18 protein-coding genes, 1 tRNA gene and 1 rRNA gene are annotated in these 21,090 nt (G+C 29.2%); 4 read left to right on the top strand and 16 right to left on the bottom strand.

Annotated features, from left to right (window positions below):
* From ACX6CF_RS15165 to dnaA, 16 genes are all read right to left on the bottom strand, one after another.
* Positions 1-116, bottom strand: a 16S ribosomal RNA gene (locus ACX6CF_RS15165); the annotation flags it as partial.
* Between the two features lie 257 nt (positions 117-373).
* Positions 374-464: transfer RNA gene (locus tag ACX6CF_RS15160), tRNA-Ser, on the bottom strand.
* Between the two features lie 341 nt (positions 465-805).
* A complete protein-coding gene (locus ACX6CF_RS15155; protein WP_458786185.1) occupies positions 806-1,729 on the bottom strand; it encodes an ABC transporter permease in 924 nt (307 codons plus the stop codon).
* A complete protein-coding gene (locus ACX6CF_RS15150; RefSeq protein ID WP_458786184.1) occupies positions 1,726-2,838 on the bottom strand; it encodes an ABC transporter permease in 1,113 nt (370 codons plus the stop codon). The genes ACX6CF_RS15155 and ACX6CF_RS15150 overlap by 4 nt, the downstream gene beginning before the upstream one ends.
* Entirely contained in the window at positions 2,838-4,328 is a 1,491-nt protein-coding gene (locus ACX6CF_RS15145; RefSeq protein WP_458786188.1) for an ABC transporter ATP-binding protein, read from the bottom strand. Before ACX6CF_RS15145 ends, ACX6CF_RS15150 begins: the two co-directional genes overlap by 1 nt.
* A 114-nt stretch (positions 4,329-4,442) precedes the next feature.
* A complete protein-coding gene (locus ACX6CF_RS15140) occupies positions 4,443-5,576 on the bottom strand; it encodes a BMP family lipoprotein (protein WP_458786183.1) in 1,134 nt (377 codons plus the stop codon).
* Positions 5,577-5,940: 364 nt separating this feature from the next.
* Complete coding sequence (locus ACX6CF_RS15135) at positions 5,941-6,426, bottom strand: hypothetical protein (RefSeq protein ID WP_458786182.1); 486 nt, start codon at positions 6,424-6,426, stop codon at positions 5,941-5,943.
* 60 nt (positions 6,427-6,486) lie between these two features.
* Entirely contained in the window at positions 6,487-7,038 is a 552-nt protein-coding gene (locus ACX6CF_RS15130) for a Fe-S-containing hydro-lyase (protein WP_458786181.1), read from the bottom strand.
* A gap of 27 nt (positions 7,039-7,065) precedes the next feature.
* A complete protein-coding gene (locus tag ACX6CF_RS15125) occupies positions 7,066-7,908 on the bottom strand; it encodes a fumarate hydratase (RefSeq protein WP_458786180.1) in 843 nt (280 codons plus the stop codon).
* An 89-nt stretch (positions 7,909-7,997) separates the two neighbouring features.
* Positions 7,998-9,344, bottom strand: a complete 1,347-nt coding sequence (locus ACX6CF_RS15120; protein ID WP_458786179.1) for an S-layer homology domain-containing protein — start codon at positions 9,342-9,344, stop codon at positions 7,998-8,000.
* A 210-nt stretch (positions 9,345-9,554) separates the two neighbouring features.
* Positions 9,555-12,098, bottom strand: coding sequence for a DNA gyrase subunit A (gene gyrA, locus ACX6CF_RS15115; RefSeq protein WP_458786178.1), 2,544 nt, complete (start codon positions 12,096-12,098; stop codon positions 9,555-9,557).
* Between the two features lie 103 nt (positions 12,099-12,201).
* Positions 12,202-14,112, bottom strand: coding sequence for a DNA topoisomerase (ATP-hydrolyzing) subunit B (gyrB, locus tag ACX6CF_RS15110; protein ID WP_458786177.1), 1,911 nt, complete (start codon positions 14,110-14,112; stop codon positions 12,202-12,204).
* Between the two features lie 189 nt (positions 14,113-14,301).
* Positions 14,302-15,399 carry a DNA replication/repair protein RecF gene (gene recF / locus ACX6CF_RS15105; protein WP_458786176.1) on the bottom strand — a complete coding sequence of 366 codons (1,098 nt, stop codon included), beginning with the start codon at positions 15,397-15,399 and terminating at the stop codon, positions 14,302-14,304.
* A gap of 65 nt (positions 15,400-15,464) precedes the next feature.
* Positions 15,465-15,674, bottom strand: coding sequence for a S4 domain-containing protein YaaA (gene yaaA / locus ACX6CF_RS15100; RefSeq protein ID WP_458786175.1), 210 nt, complete (start codon positions 15,672-15,674; stop codon positions 15,465-15,467).
* A 45-nt stretch (positions 15,675-15,719) separates the two neighbouring features.
* Positions 15,720-16,823, bottom strand: coding sequence for a DNA polymerase III subunit beta (dnaN, locus tag ACX6CF_RS15095; protein ID WP_458786174.1), 1,104 nt, complete (start codon positions 16,821-16,823; stop codon positions 15,720-15,722).
* Between the two features lie 364 nt (positions 16,824-17,187).
* Positions 17,188-18,528, bottom strand: a complete 1,341-nt coding sequence (gene dnaA / locus ACX6CF_RS15090; protein ID WP_458786173.1) for a chromosomal replication initiator protein DnaA — start codon at positions 18,526-18,528, stop codon at positions 17,188-17,190.
* 700 nt (positions 18,529-19,228) lie between these two features.
* On the opposite strand from dnaA, the gene rpmH reads away from it, so the two are divergent.
* The 4 genes from rpmH (at position 19,229) to ACX6CF_RS15070 (ending at position 21,054) form a co-directional block, all read left to right on the top strand.
* Positions 19,229-19,363, top strand: a complete 135-nt coding sequence (rpmH, locus tag ACX6CF_RS15085; RefSeq protein ID WP_458786172.1) for a 50S ribosomal protein L34 — start codon at positions 19,229-19,231, stop codon at positions 19,361-19,363.
* A gap of 118 nt (positions 19,364-19,481) precedes the next feature.
* The gene (gene rnpA, locus ACX6CF_RS15080; protein WP_458786171.1) at positions 19,482-19,829 is read left to right on the top strand and encodes a ribonuclease P protein component; all 348 of its coding nucleotides are present in this window, start codon (positions 19,482-19,484) and stop codon (positions 19,827-19,829) included.
* A gap of 7 nt (positions 19,830-19,836) precedes the next feature.
* The gene (yidD, locus tag ACX6CF_RS15075) at positions 19,837-20,055 is read left to right on the top strand and encodes a membrane protein insertion efficiency factor YidD (RefSeq protein ID WP_458786170.1); all 219 of its coding nucleotides are present in this window, start codon (positions 19,837-19,839) and stop codon (positions 20,053-20,055) included.
* Between the two features lie 21 nt (positions 20,056-20,076).
* Entirely contained in the window at positions 20,077-21,054 is a 978-nt protein-coding gene (locus ACX6CF_RS15070; protein ID WP_458786169.1) for a YidC/Oxa1 family membrane protein insertase, read from the top strand.
* Positions 21,055-21,090 lie beyond the last annotated feature (36 nt).

Below are 21,090 nucleotides of genomic sequence, written 5' to 3'. Positions count from 1 at the left end.
GCCGCTTTCCACTATTTAAATCACCCGAAGGTTCATTAAGTAGCTTCTCGCTCGACTTGCATGTGTTAAGCACGCCGCCAGCGTTCATCCTGAGCCAGGATCAAACTCTCATGTTAAAGTTTCATCTTGACCAGATTGCTCTGGCTTATATTTTATAGACTATCGTCTTTATCCATTTTATTTACTAAGGATTTTTTTGGGTAAAACTTATTACTAAGTTTTTGGTTGTTTCACTGTTCAGTTTTCAAGGTTCTGTGTTATTTGCTGTTGTTGTTTTTTATGAGACAACGAAATATATCTTATCATGCATTTCAACATTTGTCAACAACTTTTTTTATTTTTTTTATTTTTTTCATTTTCATATAATTGTTAATGGCGGAGAAGGAGGGATTTGAACCCTCGCGCCGCGTAAACGACCTATACCCTTAGCAGGGGCACCTCTTCAGCCACTTGAGTACTTCTCCACAACTGAATCATATGAAATATTTAATTTTGCCCTAACGAGTAGCGCAAAAGTTATTATACTAGAGGATACCTATAATGTCAATACGTTTTTTGCATTTTTTATTAATTATTAAATTTTATCCTCGTATACTGGAGAAAAACGTCTAGTTTCCATTGATTCAACTTTCATTTAATCTCTTATACCATTACTAATCCTTTTTAAATATACTATACTTTTACACTTTTGAAATTAAAATATTCATCTATCTTCTATATAATTAAAAAAAATAATTAATATTGCATTCTATACAAGATATAGCAAACTCTATTTAAATCTACTATATCTTGTATACATTTTTAATTATTCTTTTATATATGGTTCTCCATCAGCGGCTGGTGCAACAGATTTTCCGATGAATCCCATGAGTATTACTAGTGTTAGTATATATGGAACCATAGATAATACATCTATAGGTATAGGTATGTTCTTTCCGCCTATGAACACAACTAAAGCTTGCGCTCCCCCAAACACTAGACATGCACCTAATGCACCTTGTGGTTTCCAGTTTCCAAATATCATTGCTGCTAATGCAATAAATCCTTGACCAGATATTAAAGTTGGGAAGAAATTAGATGCTACTGCTAAACTCATGGAAGCACCACCAAAACCGGATAAAACACCTGATAATATTACACATATATATCTGGTTCTATGTACACTTATTCCCAGTGTATCTGCAGCTTCTGGATGTTCTCCAACTGCCCTAACCCTAAGACCAACTTTAGTCTTATATAATATGAACCACATAATCAGTGCAAAAAGAAATGCTAAGTAAACGGTTATTTCTTGATTAAATATATTATCTAAAAACGAATACTCAGGAAAAACTCCCTTAAACAACTTAGGAATTTTATTTTCTAGAGGAATACTTTTTGTCATGAATTTTCCATCAAAAAATTTTCTACACAAAAATAGTGAAAGTCCTGGTCCTAAAAAGTTAATAGCAATCCCAGAAACAACTTGTTCAGCTCCAAGTGTAACAGATGCTACTGCGTGTAATAACGCTAATATACCTGCACCTATTCCAGCACATATTAGTCCAAGCCACCAAATACCTGAATAATAACCTACAGTGGCTCCAATAAAGGCTCCCATAGTCATCATGCCTTCTAGTCCGATGTTAAAAACCCCAGATCTTTCTGATATAACGCCTCCTAATGAAGTATATATCAAAGGTGTAGAATACATTAATGTAGTTCCTAATATAAAACCTATACTATTCATCTAGTCACCCCTTTTCTACCTGTTAAACGTTTTAATACCTTAACTATTCTAGGAATTGCTATAAAAAATATAATAGTACCAATCATTATATTAATTATCTCTTTTGGCGCTTCAATAGGCCTAGCTTGTATTTTTGATCCTCCGTATTTTAATGCTCCAAAAAATATACCTGAGAAAATACATGCTAATGGTGAATTACCTGCTATTAACGCAACTCCTATTCCATCTAAGCCATATCCTTCCATTGCAGATAGAGTTGTTATCCCTTTTGATACTCCAATTATCATAAGAGCACCAGCTAATCCACTAATGGACCCTGATATAAACATTGAGGTGACTATGTTTCTCTTTACATTAATTCCTGCATAATCAGCAGCAAATCTATTATAACCAACAGCTCTTAGTTTGAATCCTAATGTAGTCTTATTTAATATAAACCAAATTAAGATTGCTGCCAATATAGCTATTATTATTCCATAATTGACTGGAGATTTTAGAATATCTCTTATTCCAGGATGTTCTATTAACCATTTTTTTCCCGATTCAGAGCTTTTGAATCCTTCTAAAAATACAATACTTGCACTATCTTTAATAGTATGAGCTTTATTAGTACGTGCAAAAAATGCAGGTATATTAATAACAGCATTATGAGCGTATAAAGCAATCCAGTTCAACATAATAGAGGATATTACCTCGTGAATACCAAATTTTGCCTTTAAAACTCCAATTAAAGCTCCCCACAAACCTCCAAATATGATTGCTGTCAACATAACTGCTATAGGATGAATTACTGGAGGTAGATTGAAAAAGTATCCAGCCATTGAAGCGACTATTGTCCCTACTATAAATTGCCCTTCTGCTCCAATATTCAATAATCCTGTTTTAAGGGCAAATGCTATAGATACCCCCGTTAATATTAATGGAGTAGATTTAATAATTGTATAGGCAATGTACTTAGGTTTACTAAAGACGCCTTTTATTATGACGCCATATATTTGAAGAGGATTATAATTGGCAATAAGTAATATTATAGCTGTTATAATAAATCCAAACAATATTGACAAGAGTGTCAATTTAGTTGTTGATTTTAATAGTTTTTTCTTCTCCATTATTTTTTGCCCCCTGCCATCTCTAATCCTAATTTTGCCTCTGTCGCTTCTTTTGCATCTACTATATAATTAATCTTTCCTTCATATATTACTGCAATACGGTCTGATACATTCATTACTTCATCAAGCTCAAGTGAAATTAATAAAACAGCTTTATTCTTATCTCTTTGCTTAACCAATTCTTTATGTACATACTCAATAGCTCCTACATCAAGACCTCTTGTTGGTTGTGTAGCTATCAATAACTCTGGATTATTCATAATTTCTCTAGCTATAATTACTTTTTGCTGATTTCCACCAGAGAGTGATTTGGCTAACACTGTTTCATCAGTTGGTCTTATGTCAAATTGTTCAATTAAACTTTTAGCATTATCAATTATCTTATCTTTTTGTAGAATACCTTTTTTTGAAAATGGTTCTTTATGATAATTTTCTAATATCATATTTTCATAGATACTAAAATCAAGAACCAAACCAACTTTTTGCCTGTTCTCTGGTATTGTTGATACTTTATTATCAATTATTTTTCTAGGTGACATATTGGTAATGTCTTTTCCATTTATCTTAACATGTCCTTTTTCAATCTTTCTAAGACCTGTTATAGCTTCAACTAGTTCACTTTGCCCATTACCATCTACACCAGCTATTCCAAAAATTTCTCCTTTTTTAACTTCTAGAGATAAACCATCTACAGCTACTAAACCCCTATTGTTTTTTACTGTAATGTTATCAATAGACAATACAGTATCAGTTGTTTCTCTATCCTCTTTAGGTACTTTGAATGTTACTTCTCTACCTACCATTTTAGATGCTAACTCTTCTTCTGTTACTTCATCTACTTTTACTGTATCAATTCGTTTTCCTCTTCTGATTATTGTACAGTTATCAGCTACCTGTTTTATCTCTTTTAACTTATGAGTAATTATTATTACTGATTTACCTTCTTTTGTTAAGTTATCAATTATTGTAACTAACTCTTTTATTTCTTGAGGTGTAAGCACGCTTGTAGGTTCATCCAATATTAACATATCAGCTCCTCTGTATAGAGCTTTTAGTATTTCTACCCTTTGCTGCATACCTACAGTTATATCTTCAATTTTGTCATCAGGATTTACATATAAACTATATTTTTCAGATAATTCAACAATATCTTCTTTGGCTTTTTTCATATCTAACACACCATATTTAGTTATCTCGCTGCCAAGGATAATATTCTCTACTACTGTAAAAGGTTCAACTAGCATAAAATGTTGATGTACCATACCTATTCCATTAGATATTGCTATATTAGGAGTGTTTACATTTACTTTATCTCCGTTAATATATATTTCACCGCTTGTTGGCTCTATCATTCCATATAATTGATTCATTAGAGTAGATTTACCTGCTCCATTTTCTCCTAATAGTGCATGAACTTCTCCTTTATACACTGTAAGATTGATATTATCATTAGCAACTAGATGACCAAATTTCTTAGTAATGTTTATCATTTCAATTACTCTGGTTTTATAATCTATATTATGCAAAATATCTATCCTTTCTCTATTTAGTTGACTAAAATCACAGCTCAGACAATATGTCTGAGCTGTTTAGGAGTCTAGTAACTATTTATCACCATATAATTCATCATATTCTTCTCTTGTTTTTGGAACAATTATCTTACCATCAATTATGTCTTTTTCTAATTGTTCAACTTCTTTTAATATATCTTCTGGTACAGCTTCTGATGATGTTGGTGCTATTCCTACTGCTCCATCAACTAAACCATAGTTAATATTAGTTCCACCTGCAAATTTTCCTTTTTTTAGATCTTCTGCAACCATATATATAGCTTGGTCAACTCTCTTAACTGCTGATGTTATAATTGCTTCTTTTCCCAATTTAGCTCTTTGGTCTTGGTCTACACCTATAACATATTTTCCATTTTCTTCAGCTGATTCTATTACTCCTACTCCAGTAAATCCTGCAGCATGGAATACAATATCAGCTCCATTTTGATACATACTGTTTGCTATTGCTTTTCCTTTTGCAGTATCACCAAATGAGTTAGCATATTGAATTTGTATTGTTGCATCTGGATTAGCTGTTTTTACTCCAGCTCTATATCCACTCTCAAATCTCCATATAACATCAAACTCTTCTCCACCAACAAAACCAACATTGTTAGTTTTAGTCATTTTACCTGCTATGTATCCTACTAAAAACGAAGGTTCTTGTTCACTGAATGTAACACCTAATAAATTATCTAGTGGTTCATTATATGCGTTATCTATAATTGCATATTTTCTGTCTGTATTAGTTTCAGCAGCTTTATACACAGCATCAGCCATTAAGTATCCTATACCCCATATTAGATCATTACCTTGATCATATAATGTTTCTAGATTAGGGTCATAATCTGATTCTTGAGTTGATTCAAGAAATTCTGCTGTTATACCTAATTCATTTTGGGCTCTTTCTAATCCTTCCCAAGCAGATTGATTAAATGATTGATCGTTAATTCCACCTGTATCAGTTACCATACATATTTTTAAATCACTTTTATCTGCTTCTTGTTCTTTCGAGTCTTCATCTTCAGTATTATTTATGTCTTCTTGTGAGTCTGCATCAGATTCTTGATCATCATTCACCTCATTGCCTTGACCTATTGTATCTTCTTCCTTTTTCTCTCCACAACCGGTTAATAGAAGAGTAAACACCATAGTCATCATAACAATAATTGATAATACTTTTTTCATCTTATAACAATCCTCCCATATCTACATAAAAATATTAAATTATTACATAAAAAATATTGTTTTTTACTAAACCATTATTTTAGGTTAGTATTTTACCTTTATAAATTGAAGAACAAAATATTATTATAATATTAACATATCATCCAACTCATAATAAGAAAACTTATTTTTTTTGTAATAATCTTATACTTATATTATCACATCATGGTTATTTTGTCATAATTTTTACCCAAATATTTATTGTTATTTCAAAAAACCAAAAAAAGCATTATATCAATATATAAATGTTATTGATATAATACTTCTATAAATAATGTATTATTTAATTATAATAATTTTTATTAAGTGTTTATTAATCATAGGTTTATTTATTATTAATTAATAATTTTATAAGTTCTTCTGAAGGTTGAATCTCAAATAGATTTAATTTATCATCCTCTTCATATATACAGTAATATATATCTAAGTTCTTGAGATTTTTATTTAACTTCTTTTTTGTGAAATATTTTTGTTTTTTATCATTTGCATAATCACTACTTGTAACGGGTTTTATCTTCTTTATTTGATTGGTATTAATATTTATTAATATTTTTTCTTTTGAACCTGTTAATTCCTGTATAATGAATTCATTTTCAATTAACATGTATTTGTAAGAGGTTATATATTTCTTTATAATAATATAAGATAATACCGTTGCGATTATCAATGTCAAACCATCGATGATACTTGTGTTTAGTTTTAGTGTATTCCCTAAGAAATTAAAAAGTATCAATAATATTGCACCTATTATTATAAAAATGAGCATTTTTAATGGTGATATTTTTTCCTTTTTTGTTATTTCTTGATGCATAGTTACATCCCCTAACTCTTATTTATTATATTTTAATAGGATATTTCTATAAAGCTTTATTTATATAATTTTGTATTTGTTTTTTTCTGTTTCATATAGATTATTTCCTTCACTATCAATTACAACTACTAAAGGTAGATCTTTTACTTCCATTTTTCGTACTGCTTCTGTTCCTAAATCATCATATGCTATTATATCAACTTTTTTGATTTTATCAGCTAGAAGAGCTGCTGCTCCACCAACTGCTGCAAAATACACTGCTTTATTTTTTATCATACTATCAATTACTTCTTTACTTCTGTCACCTTTTCCTATCATACCTTTTAGACCTCTATCTAATAGGTAGGGTGCATAAGGATCCATTCTATAACTTGTAGTTGGCCCTGCTGAACCAATTATTTCTCCTTTTTTTGCTGGTGATGGTCCTACATAATATATAATATTATTATTGACATCAAATGGTAACTTACCACCTTTTTCTAATTGTTCAACCATTCTCTTATGTGCCGCATCCCTAGATGTATATAATACACCTGATAGTAATACTTTGTCTCCAGCCTTTAGGTCTTTAACTTTTTCCTCTGTTAGAGGAGTGCTTATTTCCACAGTCATATTCTATACCTCCCATAATTTTTGAATTTAGATAATTCGTGTACTATGTCTAGTAGCATGACAACTAATATTAACAGCAACTGGTAATCCTGCTATATGTGTTGGATAAGTTTCAATGTTTACTGCCAGTGCTGTAGTTCTTCCACCTAATCCTCCTGGTCCTATTCCTAGTTTATTTATCTTATCTAATAATTCTTCTTCCATATCTTTAATATATTCTTTTGATGAGTTAATGCCTACTGGTCTTAGTAAGGATCTTTTGGCTAAGAAAGCTGCTTTTTCAAATGTACCTCCTATACCAACTCCAACTATCATAGGTGGACATGCATTACCACCTGCTTGTTCTACTATTTTTAATATAGCTTTTTTAGCACCTTCTATACCATCTGCTGGTTTTAACATAGCAATTTTACTCATATTCTCACTACCAAATCCTTTGGGTGCAACTGTTATTTTTATTTTATCACCCTCAACTATATCATAGTGAATTATTGCAGGAGTATTGTCTTTTGTATTTTCTCTAAAAAATGGATCTTTTACAACAGATTTTCTTAGAAAACCTTCTTCATATCCCTGCCTTACACCTTCATTAATGGCATCGGTTATAGACGCACCTGTTATATGTACATCTTGCCCTATTTCACAAAATATTACTGCCATACCTGTATCTTGACACATAGGCATCATTTTATTCTTTGCTATCTCTGCATTTAGTTCTATTTGTTCTAATATACCTTTTCCAATTGGTGATTCTTCCTTTTTCTTGGATTCTTTTATAGTATCTAATATGTCTTTACTTACATAGCAGTTAGCTTCTATACACATTTCTTTAATCTCTTTTGTTATAAGATTAACTGATATTTCCCTCATAGGAATTCCTCCTTACAAAAAAGTTTATTTAATATCTCTTTCTATCTTAATAAATTAAAACATATTCGTCAAGAAAAAGGATATTAATCTTAGTTAATATCCTTTTTTACATTATATATTTCTTGATATAGATTTATTATCTTTTTATATTCAGATTCGGTTATTTCTCCTTTTAACTCATTACTTCTTACTCTATTTAGCAATCCAATCGTTTCTGCTTTTTTTATATAATCTACAGCCCAGTTACTAATGCTATGATAGCTATAGCTGTATGATTTATAATCGTTTAATTTAATCTTACCGTTTTCCTTTTCATAGGATCTTATTAACAAGGTATATACTTGTTCTTTTGTTATATTTTCCTTAGGACGAAATGTATTATCACCAAAACCACTTACTAAATCATTTTTATAGGCTGTATATATATATTTGGCACTATCTGATTTGATATCTATATCTTTAAATATTTTCTTTGGTTCTAGAATATCAATGTTTAATGCTTTTACAAGATATTCAGTAAATTTACCTCTATCTAAGGGATTGTCTTTTGACTCTGTTTTAAAATTTATAATATACTTAGATTTTTTTTCATTGGGTATAGTACTGTTTTGAAAAATAAAGTCAACATTTATTGAAACTTGATAATTGGTATCATATTCTAATTTTTTTAGTGGTAATATGATTAAACTGTTATCAATATATTTATCATCCTGTGGTAATATGATTTTAGTTTTTACCTCAATCCCTTTGTCCTCATTTTCTAGTTTAATCTTATTATTATATATTCTTCTAATTTTCTTTTTATCTGAATAGTAACTAAGTGTAATAGGCACACCAACATTACTATATTCTATATCTAAATCTCTATATGGATTGATTTTATAATTATTTTCCCAAGTGATAGGTACATTTTCCATATTTTCATATGGATATATTACAATTTTTTTATTTTTAACTGTTAAATCTCTTGATTTTCCTCCAAGGTCAAATGTATACATATCTTTATATGAACCCATACCTATATGTTGATATAATGGATCTAAAAATGATATTCTGGAATATGGATTATTAATTAAATCAACAACCCCATTTTTGAAATTATCCAAATTATTATTTATAAATTCAGTTATGTAAGGATTAAAATAGGAGTAATAGGATGCTCTATCCCAGCTATATCTTCCTCTATAATATTTGTTTCCGCTTTCCTCAATAAGGGAAAAATTATTATTTACAGACATATATTTACTATGATTAGCAGCGGATGATTCTAACTGCTTACTGTTCTCAATAGGTCTGACTGATACCTTTTCTCGTATATCATTTATATATTTAATAGCTTCGTGTGGTTCATCTTCAGAAGCATAAATGTTTATATTACAGATGATACTTACAACTATAATTAAATATAATATTTTCTTTATATTCTTTATTATCACGTCTTCACCTCCAACATAAACTAACCTCTTAGTTATATGTTAATAGTTAACTAGTCCTATATACTATTATAACAGATATACTTGGATTTACTGTTACATGTATATTACAACTTGGAGGTAATAATCAGGCTTTTAGCTATAAATATTCTAAAGAAAAAGGTTACATAAAGTCTTACTAGACTCTATGTAACCTCTTTGAATTATTCTTTATTATTGTTTATTATCTTCTTCAATTTCTTTCTCAACATCTTCTACTACTTCATCTTCATCTATATCCATATCAATCTCTTCAATCTCTTCTTCATGAGTTACTTCTTCTTTTATCCTTGCTATACCTGCTACCATTATATCGTCACCTAAATTCATTAGTCTAACACCCGAAGTAACACGACCAAATCTAGAGATATCTCTTACTCTAATTCTTATGACTATACCTTCTGTAGTTATTATCATAAGTTCATTATCTTCATTAACAGCTTTAATTCCTATTACATTACCTGTTTTCTCCATTATTTTATAAAACTTGACTCCTTTACCACCACGTCTTTGAGTAGTAAATTCATCTATGTCAGTTCTCTTTCCTAATCCATTTTCCGATACTACTAATAAGTCAGTACCTTGTGATGTTAATTGCATACCTATTACTTCATCATCATGATTAAGATTCATACCTCTAACACCCATGGACGTTCTACCAATAACTCTTACATCACTTTCACTAAATCGTATACATTGACCATATTTAGTTCCAAGAATTATGTCTTGTTCGTTATCTGTTAACTTAACTTCAATTAAATCGTCATCTTCTTTTAGAATTATTGCTTGAAGACCACTAATTCTGATATTAACATACTCCATGATATTACTCTTCTTAATTATACCTTTTTTAGTTGCCATAAGAAGATATCTGTCTTCTCTATATTCACTTAAAGGTATTACAGCTGTTATTTGTTCGTCTGAATCTAACTGTAATAAATTAACTAGAGCTGTACCCCTTGCTGTTCTACTAGCTTCAGGTATTTCATATGCTTTTAATCTATATACTTTACCTTTATTTGTGAAGTATAATATAAAGTGATGAGTGGATGTAATAAATAAGTTTTGTATGAAATCCTCATCTCTTGTTTGCATACCTTTAATACCTTTTCCACCTCTATGTTGGCTTTTATAAGTATCTATTGGCATTCTTTTAATATATCCAAGGTGAGTCATAGTAATAACTGTTGGTTCTTTTTTGATAAGATCCTCTAGAGAGATTTCTCCTTCATCATAAGTTATTTCTGTCCTTCTTGGATCACCATATTTTTCTTTGATTATTAATATTTCTTCTTTGATAACAGCATATAATAATTTGTCATCTGCTAATATGGCTTTCAATTCTTTTATTTTTTCCATTAATTCTCTATATTCGTTTTCTATCTTTTCTCTTTCCAGACCAGTTAATGCTCTAAGTCTCATATCAACTATAGCTTGAGATTGTACTTCACTAAATTCAAATCTATCTATTAAATTAAGTTTGGCTTCAGCTGTGCTTTTAGAAGCTCTGATAATCTTAATAACTTCATCAATAAATTCTAGAGCTTTTAACAATCCATCTAAGATATGTGCTCTATTCTCAGCTTTTTTCAATTCATAGTTGGTTCTTCTTGTAACAACTTCTTTTTGGTGCTCTAAATAATATACAAGCATTTGTTTTAAGTTGAGTATCTTAGGTTCATTGTTAACAAGAGCAAGCATATTGATACCAAATGTGTCCTGTAGCTGAGTATGTTTGTATAATTGATTCAATATGACGTTAGCATTAGCATCACGTTTTAATTCAATAACAACACGCATACCTTTACGGTCTGATTCATCTCTTAGATCAGAAATACCTTCTATTTTTTTTAACTTAACTAATTCAGCAATTTTTTCTATTAATCTTGCTTTATTAACTTGGTAAGGTAGTTCTGTAACTATTATTCTCTGTTTATTTCCTGGCATTGGCTCAATATCAACAGCTGCTCTTACTTTAACTTTACCTTTACCAGTTCTGTAAGCTTGTTTTATACCATTCTTTCCTAAAATCTTACCATAAGTAGGAAAATCAGGTCCTTTTATTATTTCTAGAAGCTCATCTAATTCAGTTTCTCTATCTTCAATCGTTTTGTTATCAATAATTTTAACAACACCATCTATTACTTCATTCAAGTTATGAGGTGGTATGTTAGTTGCCATTCCAACTGCAATTCCAGATGTTCCGTTTACTAGTAAGTTAGGAAATCTTGCTGGTAAGACTACTGGTTCTTTTAATGATTCATCAAAGTTAGGTTTGTAATCAACAGTATCTTTACCTATATCAGCTAATAATTCCATTGACATTTTACTCATTCTAGCCTCTGTATAACGCATTGCAGCTGCACTATCACCATCAACAGAACCAAAGTTTCCATGACCATCTACTAATAGATATCTAGTAGAGAAATATTGTGCCATACGAACCATTGCATCATAGATAGAACTATCACCATGAGGGTGATATTTACCCATTGTATCTCCAACGATTCTTGCTGATTTACGGTAAGGTTTATCTGGCGATAAATTAAGTTCACTCATTGCATATAATATTTTCCTATGAACCGGCTTCAATCCATCTCTTACATCTGGTAGTGCTCTTGAGGCAATAACACTCATGGCATAGTCAATATATGATTTTTTCATTTCATCCTGTAGATCAACGGATATTATTTGATCGTATTCTTGTCTTTCATCCATTATATTAATCCTCCCAAATTAACAATGTTAATGTTAATTTATTATTTACTCAACTTATATTAAAACTGAAAAAGTTTAGTTATTTATAGCTTTAGCATATGTTTTAGATATCTAAATTTCTTACGTGCTTAGCATGTGATTGAATAAATTCACGTCTAGGTTCAACTTTGTCGCCCATTAATGTTGTGAATACTTCATCAGCACTTGCTGCATCATCTAATTCAACTTTTAATAATATTCTATTGTCAGGGTCCATAGTTGTATCCCATAATTGTTCTGCATCCATTTCTCCTAATCCTTTATATCTTTGAAGATTAATACCATCTCTTCCAATTTCAGTTAGTAATTTTTCTAAAACTCTATCGTTGTAAACATATTGTGATTTTTTATTTTTAGTAACTTTATATAGAGGAGGCTGTGCAATATACACTTTTCCCTGCTCAATAAGTTTAGGCATATAACGGTAGAAAAATGTTAATAATAGTGTTCTGATATGAGCACCATCAACATCGGCATCTGTCATAATAATAATTTTATGATACCTTAACTTTTCTATATCAAAATCATCTGATATACCTGTACCAAAAGCAGTTATCATAGCTCTAATTTCCTTATTGCTTAATATTTTATCTAATCTTGCCTTTTCTACATTGAGTATTTTACCTCTTAAAGGTAATATTGCTTGGGTCTGCCTTGATCTAGCTGATTTAGCTGAACCTCCGGCTGAATCTCCCTCAACAATATATATTTCACATTTAGTTGGATCTTTATCAGAACAATCCGCTAGTTTTCCTGGTAAACTAGTACTTTCTAATGCACTTTTCCTTCTTGTCAAATCTCTAGCTTTTCTTGCAGCATCTCTTGCACGGCTTGCCATTAATGCTTTTTCTAGTATTATTTTGGCTACTGTTGGATTTTGTTCTAAGAAATAAGTAAGTTGTTCAGATACTATAGAATCAACAGCACCTCTTGCTTCACTATTTCCTAATTTTTGTTTTGTTTGTCCTTCAAATTGTGGATCTTCAATTTTTATACTGATAACAACTGTTATTCCTTCTCTTACATCTTCACCAGATAAGTTTTTCTCATTATCTTTTAATATTTTGTTTTTTCTGGCGTAATCATTAAGGGTTTTTGTAAAAGCTGTTTTAAATCCACTTAAATGAGTTCCACCCTCAGGTGTATTTATATTATTTACAAAAGCAAATATATTTTCTACATAAGAATCATTGTGTTGGAATGCAACTTCCACATATACTTTATCTTTTGTACCTTCTGTATATGCTATTTGATCGTATAAAGTGTCTTTATTTCTATTTCTATATTTTACAAATTCCTTGATACCACCTTCGTAATGGAATTCAAGTTCTTGAGGTCCTTGTTCTTCTCTGGTATCAATAAATTTCATTCTTAAACCTTTTGTCAAAAAAGCCATTTCTTGAAGTCTTTGTTTTAGAGTATGAAAATCATAGATAATTTCTTCAAAAATTTCCGTGTCCGGTTTAAAGTGTATATATGTTCCCGTTTTATCCGATTCTCCAATAACTTTTAATGGATGTTGTACTTTACCTCTTGCATAGTTTTGTTCGTATATTTTACCATCAGTATATATCTGAACTTTCAACCATTCAGAAAGAGCATTTACAACTGAAGCACCAACTCCATGTAAGCCTCCAGATACTTTATAACTGCCACCACCAAATTTACCACCTGCATGTAGAATTGTAAAAACCACTTCTACTGCTGGTATCCCTTTTTGATGATGTATCCCTACTGGTATTCCATATCCATTATCTAAAACAGATATTGAATTGTCTGGATGTATTGTTATTTCTATATAATCACATCTACCTGCTAAAGCTTCATCAATGGAGTTGTCAACAATCTCATAAACAAGATGATGCAATCCTCTTGAAGAAGTACTACCAATATACATACCTGGTCTTTTTCGAACAGCTTCGAGCCCTTCTAAAACTTGAATATGACTTTCATTATATTCAGATAAATTACTCATAATAAACCTCCTGCTATATCATTAGATACGCATAATTATACGCATATATTTATCATTTATATATGTTAATTAATTAAATACATATCCATATGTATTAATTAAATTGTTATTTATACCTATCTTAACTATTATATATTAGTCTATAAATTAATGCAAATAGGGTATAACAACTATTTATTAAATTTTTTATTATCTATTATTTAATTCATGTAGAGTTACTTTTCCTTCACTTACTTTATATAATTTTCCAATATCAATACTGTTTTTTATATAATCTTCAACACCTGTGCAAGTAACAATTGTTTGAATATTCTCTAAAGAATTTATTAGATATTTTTGTCTATCATCATCTAATTCTGATAATACATCATCTAGAAGCAGAATAGGTGTATCTTCAATCTTATCCTCAACCAATCTTATTTCAGATAATTTTAGTGATAGCGCCGCAGTCCTCTGCTGACCCTGTGAACCATATTTTCTGATGTCTATACCATTAACCAAGAACATCATATCATCTCTATGAGGTCCAACGCTTGTTGTTCCAAATCGTATGTCTTTTTCAAGATTGTTCTCTAATTTTTGTTTAAAATCTATATCACTTATATTTTTTTCATATTCGATTTGAAGATTTTCTTTATTTCCGGAGATATCAGAATGTATTTTATTAATAATCTCGTTGAGATCACTTATAAATTCTTCTCTCCTATATATAATTTTAGTACCATACTGGACTAATTGATTATCCCATATACTTATAGTCTCGTCAATTATATTGATTTTTTTCAATTTTTTTAATAAATTATTTCTTTGCTTTAGAATTTTTTGGTATTGTTGCAAGTTATAATAATAAATATTATCTAATTGGCATAATTCTAAATTTAAGAATCTTCTTCTTTCTTTAGGACCGTTCTTTATTAATCCCAGATCCTCTGGTGAAAAAATTATAACGTTAACGATACCTAACAATTCATTAAGTTTCTTTATTGGAATCCTGTTTATAGCTATACCTTTTCTATTATTTTTTTTTATGTGTATATCTATAATCTCGTCAATACCTCTTTTATTAACAGTAAGTTTTATATGTGCTTCGCTGTTATCTAAGTTAATTAACTCTTTATCATTGCTTGTCCTATGAGATTTTGAAGTTGCACACAAATAAATGGCTTCAATGATATTAGTTTTTCCTTGAGCATTTTTTCCAAATAATATATTGATTCCATCTGAAAAGTTGACACCACAATATCTATAATTTCTATAATCTTTTAGTGATAACGTCTTTATAAACATATTTAAGCACTCCACATAAGTTAATTTTCTTGATAAAAGTTAAAGCACATATAATAAATACTAACCTAAATGACTTTAATCTCTCCATATCCAGCTACACTCACAATATCTTCCGGATGTAGTTTTTTACCTCTTCTTGTTTCTACTTCTCCATTAACAGTTACTTCACCGTTAGTTATTAATATCTTAGCATGTACCCCTGAATCAGCGGCTCCAGCTAATTTTAATAATTGACCTAGTTTAATGTACTCATCTTTAATTTTTATTTCTTCCATTTTTTTAATCCTCTCATAACTAAAAGTTAATTATTGTTATAAATCTTATCTTATTCTGATTGGAACAATTAGATATTTATATTCATCTCCATCTACTTGCTTAATAATACAAGGACTATGAGGATTAGTGAATCGTAAGTTAATATATTCATCATCAATTACTTTTAGAGCATCAATAAAATATTTTGGATTAAAGGCAATTTCTAGTTCATTACCCTCTCGTTCAATATCAATTTCTTCGTATACATCTCCAAAATCTGTATTTGAAGTAATAATCATACTATCATTTTGTATAGTAATCTTAATAGGGTTATTCTTAGTTTCTCTAGATATTAAAGCTGCTCTATCAATACTATTCAACAGTTCTTGTTTATCGACTTTGATTAATGTATCGTAATCTTTTGAGAAAAATTGTTCATATTTGGGAAAATCTCCTTCTAAAAGTCTAGAAACTATAATGCTTTCTTCTAGTTCAAACAATACATGTTTATCTGTAAAATAAATCATTACATTTTTTTCTTCATCTGTATCTAATATCTTGCTAATTTCATTTAATGTTTTTCCTGGTACAACTACGTTAATACTATCAAATTCTGATTCAAAATCTAATTTTCTAATAGAAACTCTATGAACATCAAGAGATACTATATTTAATTCACTATTCTTAATCTCTAATAATTCACCTGTTAGAATAGGTCTTATTTCTTCAAGAGCTATAGAAAATATTGTTTGTCTTATCATTTCTTTTAATTTTAGTTGAGATACTTTAATACATTTTTCTTTTGATACATTAGGTAATTGTAAAAAGTCTTCTCCTGAACTACCAGAAATATTGAACTTGGATTTTTCACATATTATAGTCGTGTAATTTTTTTCATCAACTGTTATTTCCACTTCATTATCAGGTAATTTCTTAACTATCTCAGAAAATATCTTAGCTTTTAAAGCAACTGTTCCAGTTTCAATAATATTAGCATTTACGTTACTTTCAATACCAAGTTCTAGATCATTACTGATTAACTTGAACCCACTTGATGTTGCTTGTAATAAAATACATTCTAAGATTGGTAATGTTGTTCTAGTTGATACAGCTTTCAAAACTGTTGTTACTCCATTTAATAAATCACTTTTACTACAAGTTAATTTCATAATTGTTAATAACTCCTTTCACGTGTATATATAGATAATATATATTTTTTTATAGTAATTATAGTAATAAGGCTTGTTAATATGTTAATAAGTATTCTAAACCCTTATTGTTAGTAACTGTTGACAAATGTAATAAGTCTGTTGATTAATTCATTTTTTTTAATAAAGTATCCACAGGTGAAAAGGGGTTGTACACGTGGCAAATGTTTTGCACAGGTTATGCATATATTCTTAACACCCTTATGTTGATAACTTTATAGCCCTAAAAAAAATTATAATGCATTTATCTATAAGTTGAATTTATCAATAAACCATACATTATTCATCTTATTTTAAGTACATTATAATTTATTAAATGTAGCTTCTATTTCCCTGTTATTTTTTTTGTAAGTATTTCTATAGTGTTTTTTAATGCACTATCTCTTTGGATATCTTTACTTATCTTTTCATACCCATGTATAATTGTTGTATGATCACGTTTACCAAGTATTTGTCCTATCTTAGGTAGCGATAGATCTGTCAATGTTCTTGATAAATACATTACTATCTGTCTTGGATAAGATATGTCTCTTGGTCTTTTTTTGGACACTATATCTGTAGGGTTAATGTTATAGTGTTCTGCAACAATTTCTAATATGAATTCTGGTGTAATTTCTTTATCTTTTTCTGGTGTTATCAAATCTTTTAGAGCATCTTCTGCTAATTCCTTGGTAAGGTCTTTATGTACTAAAGTTGAATAAGCAATAATTTTATTTATTCCGCCTTCAAGTTCTCTAATATTAGATTTAATGTTGGTAGCAACATATTGAATAACATCATCAGGTAAATCAAGATGTTCAAGTTCAGCTCTTTTTTGTAGTATGGCCATTCTTGTTTCATAATCAGGAGGTTGTATATCTGCTATTAATCCCCATTCGAATCTAGATCTTAATCGTTCTTCTAATGTTTCAATTTCTTTTGGTGGGCGATCGCTTGATATAATTATTTGTTTTTTAGCTTCATATAAAGTATTGAATGTATGGAAGAATTCTTCTTGAGTTCTTTCTTTTCCAGCAATAAATTGAATATCATCGACTAATAGTACATCTATATTACGATATTTTTGTCTGAATTCTTCATTTTTATCTTCTCTAATTGAATTTATTAATTCATTAGTGAATTTTTCAGAAGATACATATAATACTTTTGATTCGCTATTCTCCGAGAGAATAAAATGAGCTATTGAATGCATCAAGTGAGTTTTTCCTAATCCAACACCACCATATATAAAAAGAGGATTATATGCCTCTGCTGGTGATTCAGCAACTGCTAAAGCTGCAGCATGAGCTAATTTGTTATTGTTACCAACAACAAATGTATCAAATGTATATCTAGAATTGAGGCTATTATATTCATTATTATTAATAGTAGGTTGTCTTCTATTGGATCTTTTCCCTTCTTTTTCTATTTCACTAGGTAGCATGAATTTAATATTATATATTTCACCTACTATTTCTCTAATTGCGATTATGATTGATTTACTATATTTTCTTTCTATATAATCACGACCGATTTCATCATCGGTTTTTATTATGATTGTGTTGTCTTGTAATCTAATAGGCTCCAGGTTTTCTAGAAAAGTTTTGTAAGATATTTTTGAAATATCTGATTCATCCCTTAGTAACGCTTGAATTTTGTCCCATTTTTCAATAACGGAATGACTCATCATATATCCTCCTTTGCATTTTTAGGGGTATAATTCTTATATCATAGATACACAATCATAATAATATAAAAATTATACCGTAAAAATGAACATACTTATTCATTTTCATTCTAACTATCTACAATATATATTACTCTATACAGAACTAATTTTCAATCAAATAATGTTAAGGTGTGGATAAAAACTGTTGATAAGTTGTCTATATGGTATGTTGATAGTGTGGATAACTTGTATTGGTCCAATTTTATCCACATTGTGTTAATTAAAATAATGTACAGGTTGTTAATAGTTTATGATGTGCATAAATATAATGAAAACTCAGGATGTAAATTTTTGTAAAAAACGAAAAAAATGTAGACTTATCCACAATTATAGTGGTAGTTGTGGATAAATAGTTTTTAACATATTATCCACAAAATGTGGAAAAACCATTAAAAAACTGTGGATAATATTTTATAGAATTACTGTTTCTCCATACTTTAATTTATTAGAAACATTTTTTTCTTGACTAGAAGATAGTTTTTTAATATAATTAGAATAGTGCTTTTATGTAAATAGAACTATTACGCATTAGCATTAAGGTTAGTATTATGTAAATTATATGTATTTTGATAAATTGCTTATCATTAATATGGTACATGTTATTTAATACAAAAGAATATTGTTATATACTATGTAATTTTGAAGGAGGTGCTTTTTTATGAAAATGACATACCAACCTAAAACGAAACAAAGAAGTAGAGAACATGGTTTCAGAAAAAGAATGAGTTCTAAGAGTGGAAGAAGCGTTTTAGCAAGAAGAAGAGCAAAAGGTAGAAAAAGATTGTCAGCTTAAGGCCTCGTTTTGTGGCCTTTTATACTATCCTCCAAACCTAATAATACTAGAATTAACATTTTTGTTTTAAGGTTTAATAGACGTCTTATTACCTTATATCTATGGGAGGAAGTTATCTATGAACAGGACAGAATCGCTAAAGAAAAGGAAAGATTTCAAAATCGTTTTTAACAAGGGTAAATCCCTTGCAAATAATTATTTAGTTATGTATATTTATAGTAATGGAGATTCTATTAATCGGTTAGGAATTTCTGTAAGTAAAAAAGTTGGGAACAGTGTAGTTAGACATAGGGTCACTAGATTAGTAAAGGAAAATTATAGGCTTAATGAGAACAGAATAAAAACTGGATATAATATTGTTGTTATAGGAAGAGTTAATTCATTGAATGCTAATTTTAAAGATATAGAAAAATCATTATACAACTTATTGAGAAAACATAATTTATTAGAAAAAAAAGCGAAGTGATATATATATGAATGTCTTTAAAAGAGTTTCATTAAAATTTATAATTTTTTATAGGAAATATATTTCTCCTTTAAAAAGACCAACATGTATTTATACGCCTACTTGTTCAAAGTATGCTTATGAGGCTATTGTTAAATATGGATTTCTAAAAGGAGCTTGGTTAAGTATTAAAAGAATCTTAAAATGTCATCCATTTCATAAAGGTGGATATGACCCAGTACCATAAAATATAGGAGGAACTAATTTCATGTTATTGTCGAATATTGTTGTTCTAACACAGAGCAGTTCATTTATAATAGGTCCGATAGCTAAAGTTTTTGGTGCGATTATGGACGCTATATATAATTTATTTAGTGCAATAGGTATTGAATCTTTGGGAATCAGTATCATATTATTTACTGTTATTATTAGACTATTAATGTTACCTTTAGCTTTTAAACAACAAAAATCAATGATTGGTATGCAAGAAATCCAACCAAAGCTAAAGAAAATACAAGATAAATATAAAAATAAAAAAGATACAGAGTCACAAAATAAGTTGAGAATGGAAATGAGTCAATTATATCAAGAACATAATGTAAGTCCTTTTGGAGGATGTTTACCATTATTAATTCAATTTCCTATTATCATGTCATTATTTCAAGTTCTCAGAAATATACCAGCTTATATCATGAGCATAAAAGGTATTTACCTTAGTATTATAGCAAGTGTAAGAGGTGTAGCAGATTTTGGAACGTATATCACAGGATTAAATGAAGCTGCTAAAATACCAGTTAAGAATTTTGATATAGCTTCTAACGATAAAGTTATAGACTTATTAAGTACTTTAAGTTCATCTGATTGGACTAAGTTTACTGAGCATTTTAATTCAGTTGGAGATAAGATTGCTCCACTTGTAAATCAGTTAACAGATATTAATTATTTCTTAGGTATTAATTTAGCAGATAAGCCTAATTTAATGTCTGTCGGTCTTTTAATACCATTGTTAAATGTTGTTGTTCAGTTTTTAGTTTCTAAAACTACAATGAGCAGTAATAATAAAAACATGGATGAAAAACAAGCTGCTACAAATAAAACTATGATGTATACTATGCCTCTTATTACAGTATTCTTCGTTGTTACAATGCCAGCTGGTTTAGGTCTTTATTGGTTAACAAGTAGTTCTTTCCAATTAGTACAACAAATTATAATCAACAAACATCTAAAAAAAGACAAAATAAAATAACCCAAATAATTTCGCATAATTTATAAAGCAAAATAG

The sequence above is a fragment of the Vallitalea sediminicola genome (assembly GCF_054408565.1).
The sequence above is the reverse complement of the archived record's forward strand: the minus strand, read 5'-3'. Positions and strand labels throughout refer to the sequence as shown.